Source organism: Leclercia sp. CFBP8987 (assembly GCF_034044995.2).
Lineage (GTDB): Bacteria > Pseudomonadota > Gammaproteobacteria > Enterobacterales > Enterobacteriaceae > Enterobacter > Enterobacter tamurae.
In genome coordinates this window covers 4,405,334-4,424,144 of record NZ_CM188255.1, presented here as the reverse complement: position 1 = coordinate 4,424,144, position 18,811 = coordinate 4,405,334, and the positions used below count along the sequence as shown (strand labels likewise).

General features: G+C 50.1%; 34 protein-coding genes. 33 read left to right on the top strand and 1 reads right to left on the bottom strand.

Annotation, left to right across the window (positions count from 1 at the left end; genetic code table 11):
- Positions 1-5: 5 nt before the first annotated feature.
- The 7 genes from tusB (at position 6) to bfr (ending at position 5,741) form a co-directional block, all read left to right on the top strand.
- A complete protein-coding gene (gene tusB / locus SOM40_RS21345; protein ID WP_166184332.1) occupies positions 6-293 on the top strand; it encodes a sulfurtransferase complex subunit TusB in 288 nt (95 codons plus the stop codon).
- Positions 294-417: 124 nt separating this feature from the next.
- The gene (gene rpsL, locus SOM40_RS21340; protein ID WP_003023654.1) at positions 418-792 is read left to right on the top strand and encodes a 30S ribosomal protein S12; all 375 of its coding nucleotides are present in this window, start codon (positions 418-420) and stop codon (positions 790-792) included.
- 96 nt (positions 793-888) lie between these two features.
- Positions 889-1,359 carry a 30S ribosomal protein S7 gene (gene rpsG / locus SOM40_RS21335; protein ID WP_106995162.1) on the top strand — a complete coding sequence of 157 codons (471 nt, stop codon included), beginning with the start codon at positions 889-891 and terminating at the stop codon, positions 1,357-1,359.
- 96 nt (positions 1,360-1,455) lie between these two features.
- Positions 1,456-3,570 carry an elongation factor G gene (gene fusA / locus SOM40_RS21330; protein WP_106995161.1) on the top strand — a complete coding sequence of 705 codons (2,115 nt, stop codon included), beginning with the start codon at positions 1,456-1,458 and terminating at the stop codon, positions 3,568-3,570.
- Positions 3,571-3,637: 67 nt separating this feature from the next.
- The gene (tuf, locus tag SOM40_RS21325; RefSeq protein ID WP_166181223.1) at positions 3,638-4,822 is read left to right on the top strand and encodes an elongation factor Tu; all 1,185 of its coding nucleotides are present in this window, start codon (positions 3,638-3,640) and stop codon (positions 4,820-4,822) included.
- 177 nt (positions 4,823-4,999) lie between these two features.
- Positions 5,000-5,194 carry a bacterioferritin-associated ferredoxin gene (bfd, locus tag SOM40_RS21320; protein ID WP_003863268.1) on the top strand — a complete coding sequence of 65 codons (195 nt, stop codon included), beginning with the start codon at positions 5,000-5,002 and terminating at the stop codon, positions 5,192-5,194.
- 70 nt (positions 5,195-5,264) lie between these two features.
- On the top strand, positions 5,265-5,741 hold the full coding sequence (gene bfr / locus SOM40_RS21315; protein WP_106996079.1) for a bacterioferritin: 477 nt from the start codon (positions 5,265-5,267) through the stop codon (positions 5,739-5,741).
- Here bfr and SOM40_RS21310 read toward each other — a convergent pair.
- Entirely contained in the window at positions 5,725-6,198 is a 474-nt protein-coding gene (locus tag SOM40_RS21310) for a prepilin peptidase (protein WP_166184328.1), read from the bottom strand. The two genes, bfr and SOM40_RS21310, sit on opposite strands and share 17 nt — an antisense overlap.
- A 387-nt stretch (positions 6,199-6,585) precedes the next feature.
- On the opposite strand from SOM40_RS21310, the gene rpsJ reads away from it, so the two are divergent.
- The 26 genes from rpsJ (at position 6,586) to rpsD (ending at position 18,799) form a co-directional block, all read left to right on the top strand.
- Complete coding sequence (gene rpsJ, locus SOM40_RS21305; protein WP_001181005.1) at positions 6,586-6,897, top strand: 30S ribosomal protein S10; 312 nt, start codon at positions 6,586-6,588, stop codon at positions 6,895-6,897.
- 32 nt (positions 6,898-6,929) lie between these two features.
- Positions 6,930-7,559: a 50S ribosomal protein L3 gene (rplC, locus tag SOM40_RS21300; protein WP_016538466.1), complete on the top strand. Its 630-nt coding sequence runs from the start codon at positions 6,930-6,932 to the stop codon at positions 7,557-7,559.
- Between the two features lie 10 nt (positions 7,560-7,569).
- Positions 7,570-8,175 (top strand): 50S ribosomal protein L4, encoded by a 606-nt coding sequence (gene rplD / locus SOM40_RS21295; protein WP_106996077.1) that lies wholly within the window; start codon positions 7,570-7,572, stop codon positions 8,173-8,175.
- Positions 8,172-8,474: a 50S ribosomal protein L23 gene (rplW, locus tag SOM40_RS21290; protein ID WP_004868363.1), complete on the top strand. Its 303-nt coding sequence runs from the start codon at positions 8,172-8,174 to the stop codon at positions 8,472-8,474. The genes rplD and rplW overlap by 4 nt, the downstream gene beginning before the upstream one ends.
- Before the next feature lie 17 nt (positions 8,475-8,491).
- Entirely contained in the window at positions 8,492-9,313 is an 822-nt protein-coding gene (rplB, locus tag SOM40_RS21285; RefSeq protein WP_000301869.1) for a 50S ribosomal protein L2, read from the top strand.
- A 16-nt stretch (positions 9,314-9,329) separates the two neighbouring features.
- Positions 9,330-9,608 carry a 30S ribosomal protein S19 gene (gene rpsS, locus SOM40_RS21280; RefSeq protein ID WP_001138115.1) on the top strand — a complete coding sequence of 93 codons (279 nt, stop codon included), beginning with the start codon at positions 9,330-9,332 and terminating at the stop codon, positions 9,606-9,608.
- 14 nt (positions 9,609-9,622) lie between these two features.
- Positions 9,623-9,955 (top strand): 50S ribosomal protein L22, encoded by a 333-nt coding sequence (gene rplV / locus SOM40_RS21275; RefSeq protein ID WP_002919773.1) that lies wholly within the window; start codon positions 9,623-9,625, stop codon positions 9,953-9,955.
- Positions 9,956-9,972: 17 nt separating this feature from the next.
- The gene (gene rpsC / locus SOM40_RS21270) at positions 9,973-10,674 is read left to right on the top strand and encodes a 30S ribosomal protein S3 (protein WP_000529945.1); all 702 of its coding nucleotides are present in this window, start codon (positions 9,973-9,975) and stop codon (positions 10,672-10,674) included.
- A gap of 12 nt (positions 10,675-10,686) precedes the next feature.
- Positions 10,687-11,097 carry a 50S ribosomal protein L16 gene (gene rplP, locus SOM40_RS21265; RefSeq protein ID WP_002919759.1) on the top strand — a complete coding sequence of 137 codons (411 nt, stop codon included), beginning with the start codon at positions 10,687-10,689 and terminating at the stop codon, positions 11,095-11,097.
- Positions 11,097-11,288: a 50S ribosomal protein L29 gene (gene rpmC, locus SOM40_RS21260; protein WP_032614707.1), complete on the top strand. Its 192-nt coding sequence runs from the start codon at positions 11,097-11,099 to the stop codon at positions 11,286-11,288. Before rplP ends, rpmC begins: the two co-directional genes overlap by 1 nt.
- The gene (gene rpsQ / locus SOM40_RS21255; RefSeq protein ID WP_008503489.1) at positions 11,288-11,542 is read left to right on the top strand and encodes a 30S ribosomal protein S17; all 255 of its coding nucleotides are present in this window, start codon (positions 11,288-11,290) and stop codon (positions 11,540-11,542) included. Before rpmC ends, rpsQ begins: the two co-directional genes overlap by 1 nt.
- Before the next feature lie 165 nt (positions 11,543-11,707).
- Positions 11,708-12,079, top strand: a complete 372-nt coding sequence (rplN, locus tag SOM40_RS21250) for a 50S ribosomal protein L14 (protein WP_004160583.1) — start codon at positions 11,708-11,710, stop codon at positions 12,077-12,079.
- A 10-nt stretch (positions 12,080-12,089) separates the two neighbouring features.
- Positions 12,090-12,404 (top strand): 50S ribosomal protein L24, encoded by a 315-nt coding sequence (gene rplX / locus SOM40_RS21245; protein WP_016538464.1) that lies wholly within the window; start codon positions 12,090-12,092, stop codon positions 12,402-12,404.
- Between the two features lie 14 nt (positions 12,405-12,418).
- Complete coding sequence (gene rplE / locus SOM40_RS21240; protein WP_032614703.1) at positions 12,419-12,958, top strand: 50S ribosomal protein L5; 540 nt, start codon at positions 12,419-12,421, stop codon at positions 12,956-12,958.
- 14 nt (positions 12,959-12,972) lie between these two features.
- Positions 12,973-13,278, top strand: a complete 306-nt coding sequence (gene rpsN, locus SOM40_RS21235; RefSeq protein WP_032614701.1) for a 30S ribosomal protein S14 — start codon at positions 12,973-12,975, stop codon at positions 13,276-13,278.
- 30 nt (positions 13,279-13,308) lie between these two features.
- A complete protein-coding gene (gene rpsH / locus SOM40_RS21230) occupies positions 13,309-13,701 on the top strand; it encodes a 30S ribosomal protein S8 (RefSeq protein WP_032614699.1) in 393 nt (130 codons plus the stop codon).
- Between the two features lie 12 nt (positions 13,702-13,713).
- On the top strand, positions 13,714-14,247 hold the full coding sequence (gene rplF, locus SOM40_RS21225) for a 50S ribosomal protein L6 (RefSeq protein ID WP_312080286.1): 534 nt from the start codon (positions 13,714-13,716) through the stop codon (positions 14,245-14,247).
- Between the two features lie 9 nt (positions 14,248-14,256).
- On the top strand, positions 14,257-14,610 hold the full coding sequence (gene rplR / locus SOM40_RS21220; RefSeq protein ID WP_032614694.1) for a 50S ribosomal protein L18: 354 nt from the start codon (positions 14,257-14,259) through the stop codon (positions 14,608-14,610).
- A 14-nt stretch (positions 14,611-14,624) separates the two neighbouring features.
- Positions 14,625-15,125: a 30S ribosomal protein S5 gene (gene rpsE / locus SOM40_RS21215; protein WP_106996075.1), complete on the top strand. Its 501-nt coding sequence runs from the start codon at positions 14,625-14,627 to the stop codon at positions 15,123-15,125.
- Positions 15,126-15,131: 6 nt separating this feature from the next.
- On the top strand, positions 15,132-15,311 hold the full coding sequence (rpmD, locus tag SOM40_RS21210; protein WP_003863301.1) for a 50S ribosomal protein L30: 180 nt from the start codon (positions 15,132-15,134) through the stop codon (positions 15,309-15,311).
- A 3-nt stretch (positions 15,312-15,314) separates the two neighbouring features.
- On the top strand, positions 15,315-15,749 hold the full coding sequence (rplO, locus tag SOM40_RS21205) for a 50S ribosomal protein L15 (RefSeq protein WP_032614692.1): 435 nt from the start codon (positions 15,315-15,317) through the stop codon (positions 15,747-15,749).
- A gap of 7 nt (positions 15,750-15,756) precedes the next feature.
- Positions 15,757-17,091 (top strand): preprotein translocase subunit SecY, encoded by a 1,335-nt coding sequence (secY, locus tag SOM40_RS21200; protein WP_032614690.1) that lies wholly within the window; start codon positions 15,757-15,759, stop codon positions 17,089-17,091.
- Positions 17,092-17,119: 28 nt separating this feature from the next.
- A complete protein-coding gene (gene rpmJ / locus SOM40_RS21195) occupies positions 17,120-17,236 on the top strand; it encodes a 50S ribosomal protein L36 (RefSeq protein ID WP_000868187.1) in 117 nt (38 codons plus the stop codon).
- A gap of 146 nt (positions 17,237-17,382) precedes the next feature.
- On the top strand, positions 17,383-17,739 hold the full coding sequence (gene rpsM / locus SOM40_RS21190; RefSeq protein WP_003031135.1) for a 30S ribosomal protein S13: 357 nt from the start codon (positions 17,383-17,385) through the stop codon (positions 17,737-17,739).
- Positions 17,740-17,755: 16 nt separating this feature from the next.
- The gene (gene rpsK, locus SOM40_RS21185; protein ID WP_003863312.1) at positions 17,756-18,145 is read left to right on the top strand and encodes a 30S ribosomal protein S11; all 390 of its coding nucleotides are present in this window, start codon (positions 17,756-17,758) and stop codon (positions 18,143-18,145) included.
- Positions 18,146-18,178: 33 nt separating this feature from the next.
- Complete coding sequence (rpsD, locus tag SOM40_RS21180; protein WP_032614687.1) at positions 18,179-18,799, top strand: 30S ribosomal protein S4; 621 nt, start codon at positions 18,179-18,181, stop codon at positions 18,797-18,799.
- Positions 18,800-18,811: the final 12 nt, after the last annotated feature.

Sequence of the window (18,811 nt, the reverse complement as noted above, 5' to 3'; positions counted from 1 at the left end):
CCGTCATGCTCCATACTTTGAGCCGCTCCCCCTGGCACTGCGACATCGATAGCCTGATGAGAATGGTGCGGGAAGGTGATGCCCTGCTGCTGATCCAGGATGGCGTTCTGGCGGCGGTAGAAGGCAACCGCTTTGTTGATATTCTCAGTAATGCCCCCATCTCAGTCTCTGCGCTTAAAGATGATATCGATGCTCGCGGTCTTACTGGTCAAATTTCAACCAAGATTGACGTGGTTAGCTATACTGATTTCGTTAATCTGGCCGTCCAGCACGCCGGTCAAATGAACTGGTGATGTGAGATCGCTGTATATTTCTTGACACCTTTTCGACGTAGCCCTAAAATTTCGCGTCCTCATATTGTATGAGGTCGTTTTATTACGTGTTTACGAAGCAAAAGCTAAAACCAGGAGCTATTTAATGGCAACAGTTAACCAGCTGGTACGCAAACCACGCGCTCGCAAAGTTGCAAAAAGCAACGTGCCTGCGCTGGAAGCCTGCCCGCAGAAACGTGGTGTATGTACTCGTGTGTATACCACTACCCCTAAAAAACCAAACTCCGCACTGCGTAAAGTATGCCGTGTGCGTTTGACTAACGGTTTTGAAGTGACTTCCTACATCGGTGGTGAAGGTCACAACCTGCAGGAACACTCCGTGATCCTGATCCGTGGCGGTCGTGTAAAAGACCTTCCGGGTGTTCGTTACCACACCGTTCGTGGTGCGCTTGACTGCTCCGGCGTTAAAGACCGTAAGCAATCTCGCTCTAAGTACGGCGTGAAACGTCCTAAGGCTTAATGGTTCTCCGTTAAGTAAGGCCAAACTGATTTATCTTAATGTCACACTAAACTCTTAGAGTTTTGGACAATCCTGAATTAACAACGGAGTATTCCCATGCCACGTCGTCGCGTCATTGGTCAGCGTAAAATTCTTCCAGATCCGAAATTCGGATCAGAACTGCTGGCAAAATTTGTAAACATCCTGATGGTAGATGGTAAAAAATCTACTGCAGAAGCAATCGTATACAGCGCGCTTGAGACCCTGGCTCAGCGCTCTGGTAAAACCTCACTGGAAGCTTTCGAAGTCGCTCTCGACAACGTTCGCCCGACTGTTGAAGTTAAGTCCCGCCGCGTAGGTGGTTCTACTTATCAGGTTCCAGTTGAAGTTCGTCCGGTCCGTCGTAATGCTCTGGCAATGCGTTGGATCGTTGAAGCTGCTCGTAAACGCGGTGATAAATCCATGGCTCTGCGTCTGGCGAACGAACTTTCTGATGCTGCAGACAACAAAGGTACTGCAGTTAAGAAACGTGAAGACGTTCACCGTATGGCAGAAGCCAACAAGGCGTTCGCACACTACCGTTGGTAATCCCTTCGGAGTCATAGTCACCAGGCGGGCGCTTCAGCGAAGCAGCCCGCTTTGGGTTACTTAACTGAACGCCTAAAAAGATAAACGAGGAATCAAATGGCTCGTACAACACCCATCGCACGCTACCGTAACATTGGTATCAGTGCGCACATCGACGCCGGTAAAACCACTACCACCGAACGTATTCTGTTCTACACCGGTGTAAACCATAAAATCGGTGAAGTTCATGACGGCGCCGCTACCATGGACTGGATGGAGCAGGAGCAGGAGCGTGGTATTACCATTACCTCCGCAGCGACTACTGCATTCTGGTCTGGTATGGCTAAGCAGTATGAACCGCATCGCGTAAACATCATCGACACCCCGGGGCACGTTGACTTCACTATCGAAGTAGAACGTTCCATGCGTGTTCTTGATGGTGCGGTAATGGTTTACTGCGCAGTTGGTGGTGTTCAGCCACAGTCTGAAACCGTATGGCGTCAGGCAAACAAATACAAAGTTCCACGCATTGCGTTCGTTAACAAAATGGACCGCATGGGTGCAAACTTCCTGAAAGTTGTTGGTCAGATCAAATCCCGTCTGGGCGCGAACCCTGTTCCGCTGCAGCTGGCAATTGGTGCTGAAGAAGGCTTCACCGGCGTTATCGACCTGGTGAAAATGAAAGCCATCAACTGGAACGATGCTGATCAGGGCGTTACCTTCGAATATGAAGATATCCCGGCTGACATGCAGGACCTGGCTGACGAATGGCACCAGAACCTGATCGAGTCCGCTGCAGAAGCTTCAGAAGACCTGATGGAGAAATACCTGGGTGGCGAAGAACTGACTGAAGAAGAGATCAAAACAGCTCTGCGTCAGCGCGTTCTGAACAACGAAATCATCCTGGTAACCTGTGGTTCTGCGTTCAAGAACAAAGGTGTTCAGGCGATGCTGGATGCGGTAATTGATTACCTGCCAGCTCCGACTGACGTACCTGCAATCAACGGTATGCTGGATGACGGTAAAGATACCCCATCCGAGCGTCATGCTAGTGATGACGAGCCGTTTGCTGCACTGGCATTCAAAATCGCTACCGACCCGTTTGTAGGTAACCTGACGTTCTTCCGCGTGTACTCTGGCGTGGTTAACTCTGGTGATACCGTATACAACCCGGTTAAATCAGCTCGTGAGCGTTTTGGCCGTATCGTTCAGATGCATGCTAACAAGCGTGAAGAGATCAAAGAAGTTCGCGCGGGCGACATTGCTGCGGCAATCGGCCTGAAAGACGTGACTACAGGTGACACCATCTGTGATCCGGATAACGTGATCATTCTTGAGCGTATGGAATTCCCGGAACCGGTAATCTCCATCGCAGTAGAACCGAAAACCAAAGCTGACCAGGAAAAAATGGGTCTGGCTCTGGGCCGTCTGGCTAAAGAAGACCCATCATTCCGCGTATGGACTGATGAAGAATCTAACCAGACCATCATCGCTGGTATGGGTGAACTGCACCTCGACATCATCGTTGACCGTATGAAGCGTGAATTCAACGTTGAAGCTAACGTAGGTAAACCTCAGGTTGCTTACCGTGAAGCGATTCGTCAGAAAGTTACCGATGTTGAAGGTAAACACGCTAAGCAGTCTGGTGGTCGTGGTCAGTATGGTCACGTTGTGATCGACATGTACCCACTGGAGCCGGGCTCTAACCCTAAAGGTTACGAGTTCATCAACGACATCAAAGGTGGTGTAATTCCTGGTGAATACATCCCTGCCGTTGATAAAGGCATCCAGGAGCAGCTGAAGTCTGGTCCACTGGCTGGTTACCCGGTTGTAGACATGGGTGTTCGTCTGCACTTCGGTTCTTACCATGACGTTGACTCCTCTGAACTGGCGTTTAAACTGGCCGCTTCTATCGCCTTTAAAGAAGGCTTTAAGAAAGCGAAACCAGTTCTGCTTGAGCCGATCATGAAGGTTGAAGTAGAAACTCCGGAAGAGAATACCGGTGACGTTATCGGTGACCTTAGCCGTCGTCGTGGTCAGCTGAAAGGTCAGGAATCTAACGCTACTGGTGTTCAGATTCATGCTGAAGTTCCGCTGTCTGAAATGTTCGGATATGCAACTCAGCTGCGTTCTCTGACCAAAGGTCGTGCTTCTTACTCCATGGAGTTCCTGAAGTATGATGATGCGCCGAACAACGTTGCTCAGGCCGTAATTGAAGCCCGTGGTAAATAAGCCGTAGGGTTAAAATCTAAGTCCCGTGCCCCTTCGGTGAGGGGGCACTATAGTAAGGAATATAGCCGTGTCTAAAGAAAAATTTGAACGTACAAAACCGCACGTCAACGTTGGTACTATCGGCCACGTTGACCACGGTAAAACTACCCTGACCGCTGCAATCACTACCGTTCTGGCTAAAACCTACGGTGGTTCTGCTCGTGCATTCGACCAGATCGATAACGCACCAGAAGAAAAAGCTCGTGGTATCACCATCAACACTTCCCACGTTGAATATGACACCCCGACTCGCCACTACGCACACGTAGACTGCCCGGGCCACGCCGACTATGTTAAAAACATGATCACCGGTGCTGCGCAGATGGACGGCGCGATCCTGGTTGTTGCTGCGACTGACGGCCCTATGCCTCAGACCCGTGAGCACATCCTGCTGGGTCGTCAGGTAGGCGTTCCTTTCATCATCGTGTTCCTGAACAAATGCGACATGGTTGATGACGAAGAGCTGCTGGAACTGGTTGAGATGGAAGTTCGTGAACTTCTGTCCCAGTACGACTTCCCGGGCGACGACACCCCAATCGTTCGTGGTTCTGCACTGAAAGCGCTGGAAGGCGAAGCACAGTGGGAAGAGAAAATCATCGAACTGGCTGGCTACCTGGATTCCTACATCCCAGAGCCAGAGCGTGCGATTGACAAGCCGTTCCTGCTGCCTATCGAAGACGTATTCTCTATCTCCGGCCGTGGTACTGTTGTTACCGGTCGTGTAGAGCGCGGTATCATCAAAGTAGGTGAAGAAGTTGAAATCGTTGGTATCAAAGATACTGCGAAATCAACCTGTACTGGCGTTGAAATGTTCCGCAAACTGCTGGACGAAGGTCGTGCAGGCGAGAACTGCGGCGTTCTGCTGCGTGGTATCAAGCGTGAAGAGATCCAGCGTGGCCAGGTTCTGGCTAAGCCAGGCTCTATCAAGCCGCACACCAAGTTCGAATCTGAAGTGTACATCCTGTCCAAAGACGAAGGCGGCCGTCATACTCCGTTCTTCAAAGGCTACCGTCCACAGTTCTACTTCCGTACTACTGACGTGACCGGTACCATCGAACTGCCAGAAGGCGTTGAGATGGTAATGCCAGGCGACAACATCAAGATGGTTGTTACCCTGATCCACCCAATCGCGATGGACGATGGTCTGCGCTTCGCAATCCGCGAAGGTGGCCGTACCGTTGGCGCGGGTGTTGTTGCTAAAGTTCTGGGCTAATTAATTATCCCTGAATTAAAAAGGACGCTTCGGCGTCCTTTTTTGTTGTCTTACATTTCTCCCTGTCACAAATTTTCGCATTTTTTGTTGGCTCCCGCCCCGCCTCTTCGTGCTTGTGCTATTGTAATCATAATTATTCTCACTTACACTTTGCGCATATTTTGAACGGGAGTGGTTATGTACGTTTGTTTATGTAATGGTGTGAGTGATAAAAAAATCCGTCAGGCCGTTCGCCAGTTTCAACCACAATCTTTTCAGCAGCTGCGTAAGTTTGTTCCGGTGGGAAATCAATGCGGTAAGTGCGTTCGCGCTGCCCGCGAGATCATGCAGGACGAATTGATGCAGATCCCGGAATTCAAAGAGATTGCCTGAGGCTCATTCTTTTTTTTGACATCTCTGTAGCCCCATCTACGCTTCAATAAGTGGAAGCGGAGGGACTATAATGAAAGGTGATATTAAAATCATAAGTTATCTCAATAAATTATTGGGAAATGAGCTTGTCGCAATCAATCAATACTTTCTCCACGCGAGAATGTTCAAGAACTGGGGTCTGACTCGCCTCAACGACGTCGAATACCATGAATCCATTGATGAAATGAAACACGCCGATAAGTACATCGAGCGTATTTTGTTTCTTGAGGGGATCCCCAACCTGCAGGATCTCGGCAAGCTGGGTATCGGTGAAGATGTCGAAGAGATGCTGCGATCCGATCTGACGCTGGAACTCGAAGGCGCAAAAGATCTGCGTGAAGCTATCGCTTACGCGGACAGCGTTCACGATTACGTCAGCCGCGATATGATGATTCAGATCCTGGCTGATGAAGAAGGACATATCGACTGGCTGGAAACGGAGCTGGATCTAATCGGTAAAATCGGTCTGCAGAATTATCTCCAGTCGCAGATTAAAGTGGAAAGCTGATCAGGCTTGGCCCACCCATAATTAAACCTGCTGCCGCCATGAAAGGTCCAAAGGGCAGTGGGTTTTTTAATATCTGTTCTTCGGGTTTAAACAGGGAGCGTATCAATAGATAGAGAATCGCCAGCAAAGCTGCCGATAAGGCCAGAGCAGGAAGCACACACCAGCCATGCCATGCGCCCAGCGCCCCCAGATATTTCACGTCGCCGTATCCCAGCCCCTCACGTTTACGTATCAGTTTGTAAGCCCAATAAATAATCGCAAAGCCGGCGTAACCCGTTATTGCACCTAAGACCGCGCTGGCCAGAAAATCGGGTTGAAGACAGAGGTGATAGAGCAGACCTGCCCAGAGTAGTGGACAGAGGTATCTGTCCGGAAGCAGATGCGAACGGATATCCTCACGAACTAATAAGCAGGTTAAACCCAGGTAGACAACAAGGAAGGGGAGGGTAGTGAGCATCGTTAATGGCCTCTATGAAATCTGTACGGCCATACTCCACTCAATTCCTGGGGTTAAACAAACCGCAAAACTCAACCCTGCGTGAAGCCTTCCCGACTAACGTCTTACCGTCGCAACGTTACATCGTTTTTACGAGCCGCCATGCAAAACTGACCTGTCCCGTCTATTTCCTAAACGGGGCTTGCGTCCTGCTCAGATTTACGTATAATGCGCGGGCTTGTCGTAATTGACAGCTGGTTCAATCTGAACCCAGGCAATACTGTTTTTCGTTGCCTAACAATGCTCCCAATTGGGGAGCTACGTAAGAACGGTTACACTCTCCCATCAATCGTAATGGGTTTGAGTAGTAATCATTTTCGTTTATAAAATAATTGGAGCTCTGGTCTCATGCAGAACCAAAGAATCCGTATCCGTCTTAAAGCGTTTGATCATCGTCTGATCGATCAATCAACCGCGGAAATCGTCGAGACTGCTAAGCGCACTGGTGCGCAAGTCCGTGGTCCGATCCCGCTGCCGACCCGCAAAGAGCGCTTTACCGTTCTGATCTCTCCGCACGTTAACAAAGACGCGCGTGATCAGTACGAAATCCGCACTCACAAGCGTCTGGTTGACATCGTTGAGCCAACCGAGAAAACCGTTGATGCTCTGATGCGTCTGGATCTGGCTGCCGGTGTAGACGTGCAGATCAGCCTGGGTTAATCAGGTCATCGAGCGATTGAGAGGTTGATACAATGATTGGTTTAGTCGGTAAAAAAGTGGGCATGACCCGCATCTTCACTGAAGATGGCGTATCTATCCCAGTAACCGTAATCGAAGTTGAAGCAAACCGCGTTACTCAGGTTAAAGACCTGGCTAACGATGGCTACCGTGCCGTTCAGGTTACCACTGGTGCTAAAAAAGCTAACCGTGTAACCAAACCGGAAGCGGGTCACTTCGCTAAAGCTGGCGTTGAAGCTGGCCGTGGTCTGTGGGAATTCCGTCTTGCTGAAGGCGAAGAGTTCACCGTAGGTCAGGACATTAGCGTTGAGCTGTTTGCAGAAGTTAAAAAAGTTGACGTAACCGGTACCTCTAAAGGTAAAGGTTTTGCTGGTACCGTTAAGCGCTGGAACTTCCGTACTCAGGATGCTACGCACGGTAACTCCTTGTCCCACCGCGTACCGGGTTCTATCGGTCAGAACCAGACTCCGGGCAAAGTGTTCAAAGGCAAGAAAATGGCAGGTCAGCTGGGTAACGAACGTGTGACCGTTCAGAGCCTGGACGTAGTACGTGTTGACGCTGAGCGCAACCTGCTGCTGGTTAAAGGTGCTGTTCCGGGTGCAACCGGTAGCGACCTGATCGTTAAACCAGCTGTGAAGGCGTAAGGGGATAGCAATGGAATTAGTATTGAAAGACGCGCAGAGCGCGCTGACTGTTTCCGAAACTACCTTCGGTCGTGATTTCAACGAAGCGCTGGTTCACCAGGTTGTTGTTGCTTATGCAGCTGGTGCTCGTCAGGGTACTCGTGCTCAGAAGACTCGTGCTGAAGTAACTGGTTCCGGCAAAAAGCCGTGGCGCCAGAAAGGTACCGGCCGTGCGCGTTCAGGTTCTGTTAAGAGCCCGATCTGGCGTTCCGGTGGCGTGACCTTCGCTGCTCGCCCGCAGGACCACAGTCAAAAAGTTAACAAAAAGATGTACCGCGGCGCGCTGAAAAGCATCCTGTCCGAACTGGTACGTCAGGATCGTCTGATCGTTGTCGAATCTTTCTCTGTAGAAGCGCCTAAAACTAAGCTGCTGGCACAGAAACTGAAAGACATGGCTCTGGAAGATGTGCTGATCATCACCGGTGAGCTGGACGAGAACCTGTTCCTGGCCGCACGTAACCTGCACAAGGTTGACGTACGCGATGCGACTGGTATCGACCCGGTTAGCCTGATCGCCTTCGACAAAGTCGTAATGACTGCTGATGCTGTTAAGCAAGTTGAGGAGATGCTGGCATGATTCGTGAAGAACGTCTGCTGAAGGTGCTTCGTGCACCGCACGTTTCTGAAAAAGCGTCTGCTGCGATGGAAAAAACTAACACCATCGTTCTCAAAGTTGCTAAAGACGCGACCAAAGCAGAAATCAAAGCTGCTGTGCAGAAACTGTTTGAAGTCGAAGTCGAAGTCGTTAACACCCTGGTAGTTAAAGGGAAAGTTAAACGTCACGGACAGCGTATCGGTCGTCGTAGCGACTGGAAAAAAGCTTACGTCACCCTGAAAGAAGGCCAGAACCTGGACTTCGTTGGCGGCGCTGAGTAAGTCGGAGGAGTAATACAATGGCAGTTGTTAAATGTAAACCGACATCTCCGGGTCGTCGCCACGTCGTTAAAGTGGTCAACCCAGAGCTGCACAAGGGCAAACCTTTTGCTCCGCTGGTTGAAAAAAACAGCAAATCCGGTGGTCGTAACAACAATGGCCGCATCACCACTCGTCACATCGGTGGTGGTCACAAGCAGGCTTACCGTATTGTTGACTTTAAACGCAACAAAGACGGTATCCCAGCTGTTGTTGAGCGTCTTGAGTACGATCCGAACCGTTCCGCGAACATCGCGCTGGTTCTGTACAAAGATGGCGAGCGCCGTTACATTCTGGCCCCTAAAGGCCTGAAAGCTGGCGACCAGATTCAGTCTGGCGTTGATGCTGCAATCAAAGCAGGTAACACCCTGCCGATGCGCAATATCCCGGTTGGTTCTACCGTTCATAACGTAGAAATGAAACCAGGTAAAGGCGGTCAGCTGGCACGTTCCGCTGGTACTTACGTTCAGATCGTTGCGCGCGATGGTGCTTATGTCACCCTGCGTCTGCGTTCTGGTGAAATGCGTAAAGTCGAAGCAGACTGCCGCGCTACTCTGGGCGAAGTTGGCAATGCTGAGCATATGCTGCGCGTTCTGGGTAAAGCAGGTGCTGCACGCTGGCGTGGTGTTCGTCCTACCGTTCGCGGTACTGCGATGAACCCAGTCGACCACCCACATGGTGGTGGTGAAGGTCGTAACTTTGGTAAGCACCCGGTAACTCCGTGGGGCGTTCAGACCAAAGGTAAGAAGACCCGCAGCAACAAGCGTACTGATAAATTTATCGTACGTCGCCGTAGCAAATAATATTAGAGGATAAGCCATGCCACGTTCTCTCAAGAAAGGTCCTTTTATTGACCTGCACTTGCTGAAGAAGGTAGAGAAAGCGGTGGAAAGCGGAGACAAGAAGCCCCTGCGCACTTGGTCCCGTCGTTCAACGATCTTTCCTAACATGATCGGTTTGACCATCGCTGTCCATAATGGTCGTCAGCACGTTCCAGTCTTTGTTTCCGACGAAATGGTCGGTCACAAACTGGGTGAATTCGCACCGACTCGTACTTATCGCGGCCACGCTGCTGATAAAAAAGCGAAGAAGAAATAAGGTAGGAGGAAGAGATGGAAACTTTAGCTCAACATCGCCATGCTCGTTCTTCTGCTCAGAAGGTTCGCCTTGTTGCTGACCTGATTCGCGGTAAGAAAGTGTCGCAGGCCCTGGACATCCTGACCTATACCAACAAGAAAGCTGCGGTATTGGTTAAGAAGGTACTGGAATCTGCCATTGCTAACGCTGAACACAACGATGGCGCTGACATTGACGATCTGAAAGTCGCGAAAATCTTCGTAGACGAAGGCCCAAGCATGAAGCGCATTATGCCGCGTGCGAAAGGTCGTGCAGATCGCATCCTGAAGCGCACCAGCCACATTACTGTGGTTGTGTCCGATCGCTGAGACTCTGGAGACTAGCAATGGGTCAGAAAGTACATCCTAATGGTATTCGCCTGGGTATTGTAAAACCATGGAATTCAACCTGGTTTGCGAACACCAAAGAATTCGCTGACAACCTGGACAGCGATTTTAAAGTACGTCAGTACCTGACTAAGGAACTGGCTAAAGCGTCTGTATCTCGTATCGTTATCGAGCGTCCAGCTAAGAGCATCCGTGTGACCATTCACACTGCTCGTCCTGGCATCGTAATCGGTAAGAAAGGCGAAGACGTAGAAAAACTGCGCAAGGTCGTAGCGGATATCGCTGGCGTTCCTGCACAGATCAATATCGCTGAAGTTCGTAAGCCTGAACTGGACGCTAAATTGGTTGCTGACAGCATCACTTCACAGCTGGAACGTCGCGTTATGTTCCGTCGTGCTATGAAGCGTGCTGTACAGAACGCAATGCGTCTGGGCGCTAAAGGTATCAAAGTTGAAGTTAGCGGCCGTCTGGGCGGCGCGGAAATCGCACGTACCGAATGGTACCGCGAAGGTCGCGTACCGCTGCACACTCTGCGTGCTGACATCGACTACAACACCTCTGAAGCGCACACCACTTACGGTGTAATCGGCGTTAAGGTATGGATCTTCAAAGGTGAGATCCTGGGTGGTATGGCTGCTGTTGAACAACCGGAAAAACCGGCTGCGCAACCTAAAAAGCAGCAGCGTAAAGGCCGTAAATAAGGAGCGTCGCTGATGTTACAACCAAAGCGTACAAAATTCCGTAAAGTGCACAAAGGCCGCAACCGTGGTCTGGCGCAGGGTACGGATGTTAGCTTCGGCACTTTCGGTCTGAAAGCTGTTGGCCGTGGTCGTCTGACTGCACGTCAGATCGAAGCAGCACGTCGTGCTATGACCCGTGCAGTTAAGCGTCAAGGTAAAATTTGGATCCGTGTATTCCCGGACAAACCAATTACCGAGAAGCCGCTGGAAGTTCGTATGGGTAAAGGTAAAGGTAACGTGGAGTACTGGGTTGCCTTGATCCAACCGGGCAAAGTCCTGTATGAAATGGACGGCGTTCCGGAAGAGCTGGCCCGTGAAGCCTTCGGTCTGGCAGCAGCGAAACTGCCTATCAAAACCACCTTTGTAACTAAGACGGTGATGTAATGAAAGCAAATGAGCTGCGTGAAAAAAGCGTAGAAGAGCTGAACGCTGAGCTGCTGAACCTGCTGCGTGAGCAGTTCAACCTGCGTATGCAGGCTGCAAGTGGCCAGCTGCAACAGACTCACCTGCTGAAGCAAGTGCGTCGTGATGTTGCACGCGTTAAGACTTTACTGACTCAGAAGGCGGGTGCGTAATGACCGATAAAATCCGTACTCTGCAAGGTCGTGTTGTTAGCGACAAAATGGAGAAATCCATCGTTGTAGCTATCGAACGTATTGTGAAACACCCGATCTACGGTAAATTCATCAAGCGTACGACCAAACTGCACGTACATGACGAGAACAACGAATGTGGTATCGGCGACAAGGTTGAAATCCGTGAATGCCGTCCACTGTCCAAGACTAAGTCCTGGACGCTGGTTCGCGTTGTAGAGAAAGCGGTTCTGTAATAGAGTAGCCTTCTCGATACGAATAAACGGCTCAGCAATGAGCCGTTTATTTTTTCTACCCATATTGTAGAAGCGGTGTTATAATGCCGCGCCCTCGATATGGGGCTTTTTAACGGCTCTGATTTTAGAGTCTCAGGTAGTAGTTGACATTAGCGGAGCACTGAAATGATCCAAGAACAGACTATGCTGAACGTCGCCGACAACTCCGGTGCACGTCGCGTAATGTGTATCAAGGTTCTGGGTGGCTCGCACCGTCGCTACGCAGGCGTAGGCGACATCATCAAGATCACCATCAAGGAAGCAATTCCACGTGGTAAGGTCAAAAAAGGTGATGTGCTGAAAGCGGTAGTGGTGCGCACCAGGAAGGGTGTTCGTCGCCCTGACGGTTCTGTCATTCGCTTCGATGGTAATGCATGCGTTATTTTAAATAATAACAGCGAGCAGCCTATCGGCACGCGTATCTTTGGGCCGGTAACTCGTGAACTTCGTACTGAAAAGTTCATGAAAATTATCTCTCTGGCACCAGAAGTACTCTAAGGAGCGAATCATGGCAGCGAAAATCCGTCGTGATGACGAAGTTATCGTGTTAACCGGTAAAGATAAAGGTAAACGCGGTAAAGTAAAAAATGTTCTGTCTTCCGGCAAGATCATTGTTGAAGGTATCAACCTGGTTAAGAAACATCAGAAGCCGGTTCCGGCCCTGAACCAACCAGGTGGCATCGTTGAAAAAGAAGCTGCTATTCAGGTTTCTAACGTTGCACTCTTCAATGCGGCAACCGGTAAGGCTGACCGTGTAGGCTTTAGATTCGAAGACGGCAAAAAAGTCCGTTTCTTCAAATCTAATAGCGAAACTATCAAGTAATTTGGAGTAGTACGATGGCGAAACTGCATGATTACTACAAAGACGAAGTAGTTAACAAACTCATGACTGAGTTTAACTACAATTCTGTCATGCAAGTCCCTCGGGTCGAGAAGATCACCCTGAACATGGGTGTTGGTGAAGCGATCGCTGACAAGAAACTGCTGGATAACGCAGCAGCTGATCTGACAGCAATCTCCGGTCAAAAGCCGTTGATCACCAAAGCACGCAAATCTGTTGCAGGCTTCAAAATCCGTCAGGGCTATCCGATCGGCTGTAAAGTAACTCTGCGTGGCGAACGCATGTGGGAGTTCCTTGAGCGCCTGATCTCTATTGCTGTACCTCGTATCCGTGACTTCCGTGGCTTGTCCGCTAAGTCTTTCGACGGTCGTGGTAACTACAGCATGGGTGTCCGTGAGCAGATCATCTTCCCAGAGATCGACTACGATAAAGTCGATCGCGTGCGTGGTTTGGATATTACCATTACCACTACTGCGAACTCTGACGAAGAAGGCCGTGCTCTACTGGCTGCGTTTGACTTCCCGTTCCGCAAGTAAGGTAGGGTTACTGAATGGCTAAGCAATCAATGAAAGCACGCGAAGTAAAACGCGTAGCTTTAGCTGATAAATTCTTCGCTAAACGCGCTGAACTGAAAGCGATCATTTCTGATGTGAACGCTTCCGACGAAGATCGTTGGAATGCTGTTCTCAAGCTGCAGTCTCTGCCGCGTGATTCCAGCCCGTCTCGTCAGCGTAACCGCTGTCGTCAAACAGGTCGTCCACATGGTTTCGTGGGCAAGTTCGGGTTGAGCCGTATCAAACTGCGTGAAGCCGCCATGCGCGGTGAAGTACCAGGCTTGAAAAAGGCTAGCTGGTAATTACCAATTGAATCACGGGAGTAAAGACAGATGAGCATGCAAGATCCGATCGCGGATATGCTGACCCGTATCCGTAACGGTCAGGCCGCGAACAAAGTTGCGGTCACCATGCCTTCCGCCAAGCTGAAAGTGGCAATTGCCAACGTGCTGAAGGAAGAAGGTTTTATCGAAGATTTTAAAGTTGAAGGCGACACCAAGCCGGAACTGGAACTTACTCTTAAGTATTTCCAGGGTAAAGCTGTTGTAGAAAGCATTCAGCGTGTCAGCCGCCCAGGCCTGCGCATCTATAAGAAAAAAGATGAGCTGCCAAAAGTTATGGCCGGCATGGGTATCGCAGTTGTTTCTACCTCAAAAGGTGTTATGACTGATCGTGCAGCGCGCCAAGCTGGTCTTGGTGGCGAAATTATCTGCTACGTAGCCTAATCGGAGGAAAGAATGTCTCGTGTTGCTAAAGCACCGGTCGTTATTCCTGCCGGCGTTGATGTAAAAATCGACGGTCAGGTTATTACGATCAAAGGTAAAAATGGCGAGCTGACTCGTACCCTCAACAAAGCTGTTGAAGTTACTCATGCAGACAATGCACTGACCTTCGGTCCACGTGATGGTTTCGTGGATGGATGGGCTCAGGCTGGTACCGCGCGTGCCCTGCTGAATTCAATGGTTGTTGGTGTTACCGAAGGCTTCACTAAAAAGCTTCAGCTGGTTGGTGTAGGTTATCGTGCAGCGATCAAAGGGAATGCAGTAGGCCTGTCTCTGGGCTTCTCACACCCTGTTGAGCATCCGCTGCCGGCAGGTATCACTGCAGAATGTCCGACTCAAACTGAAATCGTGCTGAAAGGCGCTGATAAACAGCTGATCGGTCAGGTTGCAGCAGATCTGCGCGCCTACCGTCGTCCTGAGCCTTACAAAGGCAAGGGTGTTCGTTACGCCGACGAAGTCGTGCGTACCAAAGAGGCTAAGAAGAAGTAAGGTAACACTATGGATAAGAAATCTGCTCGTATCCGTCGTGCGACCCGCGCACGCCGCAAGCTCAAAGAGCTGGGTGCAACTCGCCTGGTGGTACATCGTACCCCGCGTCATATTTACGCACAGGTAATTGCACCAAACGGTTCTGAAGTTCTGGTAGCTGCTTCTACTGTAGAAAAAGCTATTACTGAACAATTGAAGTACACCGGTAACAAAGACGCCGCTGCAGCTGTAGGTAAAGCTGTTGCTGAACGCGCTCTGGAAAAAGGCATCACAGTTGTGTCCTTTGACCGTTCCGGGTTCCAATATCATGGTCGCGTCCAGGCACTGGCAGATGCTGCCCGTGAAGCTGGCCTTCAGTTCTAAGGTAGAGGTGTAAGATGGCTCACATCGAAAAACAGGCTGGCGAACTGCAGGAAAAGCTGATCGCGGTTAACCGCGTATCTAAAACCGTTAAAGGTGGTCGTATTTTCTCCTTCACAGCTCTGACTGTTGTTGGTGATGGTAATGGCCGCGTTGGTTTTGGTTACGGTAAAGCGCGTGAAGTTCCAGCAGCGATCCAGAAAGCGATGGAAAAAGCCCGTCGCAATATGATTAACATCGCGCTGAACCACGGCACCCTGCAGCACCCTGTTAAGGGTACTCACACGGGTTCTCGTGTCTTCATGCAGCCAGCTTCCGAAGGTACCGGTATCATCGCCGGTGGTGCAATGCGCGCCGTTCTGGAAGTTGCTGGAGTTCATAACGTTCTGGCTAAAGCATATGGTTCCACCAACCCGATTAACGTGGTTCGTGCAACTATTGATGGCCTGGAAAATATGAAATCTCCAGAAATGGTCGCTGCCAAGCGTGGTAAATCCGTTGAAGAAATTCTGGGGTAATTGACCATGGCAAAGACTATTAAAATTACACAAACCCGCAGTGCAATCGGACGTCTGCCGAAACATAAGGCAACGCTGCTTGGCCTGGGTCTGCGTCGTATTGGTCATACCGTTGAGCGCGAGGATACTCCTGCTGTTCGTGGTATGGTCAACGCGGTTTACTTCATGGTTAAAGTTGAGGAGTAAGAGATGCGTTTAAATACTCTGTCTCCGGCCGAAGGCTCTAAAAAGGCGGGTAAACGCCTGGGTCGTGGTATCGGTTCTGGCCTCGGCAAAACCGGTGGTCGTGGTCACAAAGGTCAGAACTCTCGTTCTGGCGGTGGCGTACGTCGCGGTTTCGAGGGTGGCCAGATGCCACTGTACCGTCGTCTGCCGAAGTTCGGCTTCACCTCTCGCAAATCAGCGATCACAGCCGAAGTTCGTCTGTCTGACCTGGCGAAAGTTGAAGGCGGCGTTGTAGACCTGAACACGCTGAAAGCAGCAAACATTATCGGTATCCAGATCGAGTTCGCGAAAGTGATCCTGGCTGGTGAAGTTTCTACTCCGGTAACTGTTCGTGGCCTGCGTGTTACTAAAGGTGCTCGTGCTGCTATCGAAGCTGCTGGCGGTAAAATCGAGGAATAAGTAGCAGATGGCTAAACAACCGGGATTAGATTTTCAAAGTGCCAAAGGTGGCTTAGGCGAGCTGAAACGCAGACTGTTGTTTGTAATCGGTGCGCTTATTGTGTTCCGTATTGGCTCTTTCATTCCGATCCCTGGTATTGATGCCGCTGTACTTGCCAAACTGCTTGAGCAACAGCGTGGCACCATCATTGAAATGTTCAACATGTTCTCTGGTGGTGCTCTCAGCCGTGCTTCAATCTTTGCTCTGGGTATCATGCCGTACATTTCGGCATCGATTATTATCCAGCTGCTGACGGTCGTTCATCCGACCCTGGCAGAGCTGAAGAAAGAAGGGGAGTCTGGTCGTCGTAAGATCAGCCAGTACACCCGTTACGGCACTCTGGTGCTGGCAATATTCCAGTCGATCGGTATTGCTACCGGTCTACCGAATATGCCTGGTATGCAAGGCCTGGTTATTAACCCAGGCTTTGCATTCTATTTCACCGCTGTTGTAAGTCTGGTCTCAGGAACCATGTTCCTGATGTGGCTCGGCGAACAAATTACTGAACGTGGTATCGGCAACGGTATTTCGATCATTATTTTCGCTGGTATTGTTGCGGGACTCCCGCCAGCCATTGCCCATACTATCGAGCAAGCGCGTCAAGGCGACCTGCACTTCCTCCTGTTGCTGTTGGTTGCAGTATTAGTATTTGCAGTGACGTTCTTTGTTATTTTCGTTGAACGTGGTCAACGCCGCATTGTGGTAAACTACGCTAAACGTCAGCAAGGTCGTCGTGTGTATGCTGCACAGAGCACACATTTACCGCTGAAAGTGAATATGGCAGGGGTAATCCCGGCAATCTTCGCTTCCAGTATTATTCTGTTCCCGGCGACCATCGCGTCATGGTTCGGGGGCGGGACTGGTTGGAACTGGCTGACAACAATTTCGCTGTATTTGCAGCCTGGGCAACCACTTTATGTGTTACTCTATGCGTCTGCGATCATCTTCTTCTGTTTCTTCTACACGGCGTTGGTCTTCAACCCGCGTGAAACAGCAGATAACCTGAAGAAGTCCGGTGCATTTGTACCAGGAATTCGTCCGGGAGAGCAAACGGCGAAGTATATCGATAAAGTAATGACTCGCCTGACTTTGGTTGGTGCGCTTTATATTACTTTTATTTGCCTGATCCCGGAGTTCATGCGTGATGCAATGAAAGTACCGTTCTACTTCGGTGGGACCTCACTGCTTATCGTTGTTGTCGTGATTATGGACTTTATGGCTCAAGTGCAAACTCTGATGATGTCGAGTCAGTACGAGTCTGCATTGAAGAAGGCGAACCTTAAAGGCTACGGCCGACAATAGGTCGCTCGAGAAGTTACGGAGAGTAAAAATGAAAGTTCGTGCTTCCGTCAAGAAATTATGCCGTAACTGCAAAATCGTTAAGCGTGATGGTGTCATCCGTGTGATTTGCAGTGCCGAGCCGAAGCATAAACAGCGCCAAGGCTGATTATTTCGCATATTTTTCTTGCAAAGTTGGGTTGAGCTGGCTAGATTAGCCAGCCAATCTTTTGTATGTCTGTACGTTTCCATTTGAGTATCCTGAAAACGGGCTTTTCAGCATGGTGCGTACATATTAAATAGTAGGAGTGCATAGTGGCCCGTATAGCAGGCATTAACATTCCTGATCAGAAACATGCTGTGATCGCATTAACTTCGATCTACGGCGTCGGCAAGACCCGTTCAAAAGCCATTTTGGCTGCAGCGGGTATCGCTGAAGATGTTAAGATCAGTGAGCTGTCTGAAGAACAAATCGACACGCTGCGTGACGAAGTTGCCAAATTTGTCGTTGAAGGTGATCTGCGCCGTGAAGTTAGCATGAGCATCAAGCGCCTTATGGACCTTGGTTGCTATCGCGGTTTGCGTCATCGTCGTGGTCTCCCGGTTCGCGGCCAGCGCACCAAGACCAACGCACGTACCCGTAAGGGTCCGCGCAAACCGATCAAGAAATAATCGGGGTGATTGAATAATGGCAAAGGCACCAGTTCGTGCACGTAAGCGTGTAAGAAAACAAGTCTCTGACGGCGTGGCTCATATCCATGCTTCTTTCAACAACACCATCGTTACTATTACTGATCGTCAGGGTAACGCACTGGGTTGGGCAACAGCCGGTGGTTCCGGTTTCCGTGGTTCACGCAAATCCACTCCGTTCGCAGCTCAGGTTGCAGCAGAGCGTTGCGCTGAAGCCGTAAAAGAATACGGCATCAAGAATCTGGAAGTTATGGTAAAAGGTCCGGGTCCGGGTCGCGAATCTACTGTTCGTGCTCTGAACGCCGCTGGTTTCCGCATCACTAATATTACTGATGTGACTCCGATCCCTCATAACGGTTGTCGTCCGCCGAAAAAACGTCGCGTATAACGCGTTCGTTTCTAGGATTGTTGGAGATAGAAAATGGCAAGATATTTGGGTCCTAAGCTCAAGCTTAGCCGTCGCGAGGGTACCGACTTATTCCTTAAGTCTGGCGTTCGCGCGATCGATACCAAGTGTAAAATTGAACAAGCTCCTGGCCAGCACGGTGCGCGTAAACCGCGTCTGTCTGACTATGGTGTGCAGTTGCGTGAAAAGCAGAAAGTTCGCCGTATGTACGGTGTGCTGGAGCGTCAGTTCCGTAACTACTATAAAGAAGCAGCACGTCTGAAAGGCAACACCGGTGAAAACCTGTTGGCTCTGCTGGAAGGTCGTCTGGACAACGTTGTATACCGTATGGGCTTTGGCGCCACTCGTGCTGAAGCACGTCAGATGGTTAGCCATAAAGCAATCATGGTAAACGGTCGTGTTGTTAACATCGCTTCTTATCAGGTTAAAGCGAATGACGTTGTTAGCATTCGTGAGAAAGCGAAAAAGCAATCTCGCGTGAAAGCCGCTCTGGAGCTGGCTGAGCAGCGTGAAAAGCCAACCTGGCTGGAAGTTGATGCTGGCAAGATGGAAGGCACGTTCAAGCGTCAGCCGGAACGTTCTGATCTGTCTGCGGACATTAACGAACACCTGATCGTCGAGCTTTACTCCAAGTAAAGCTTAGTACCA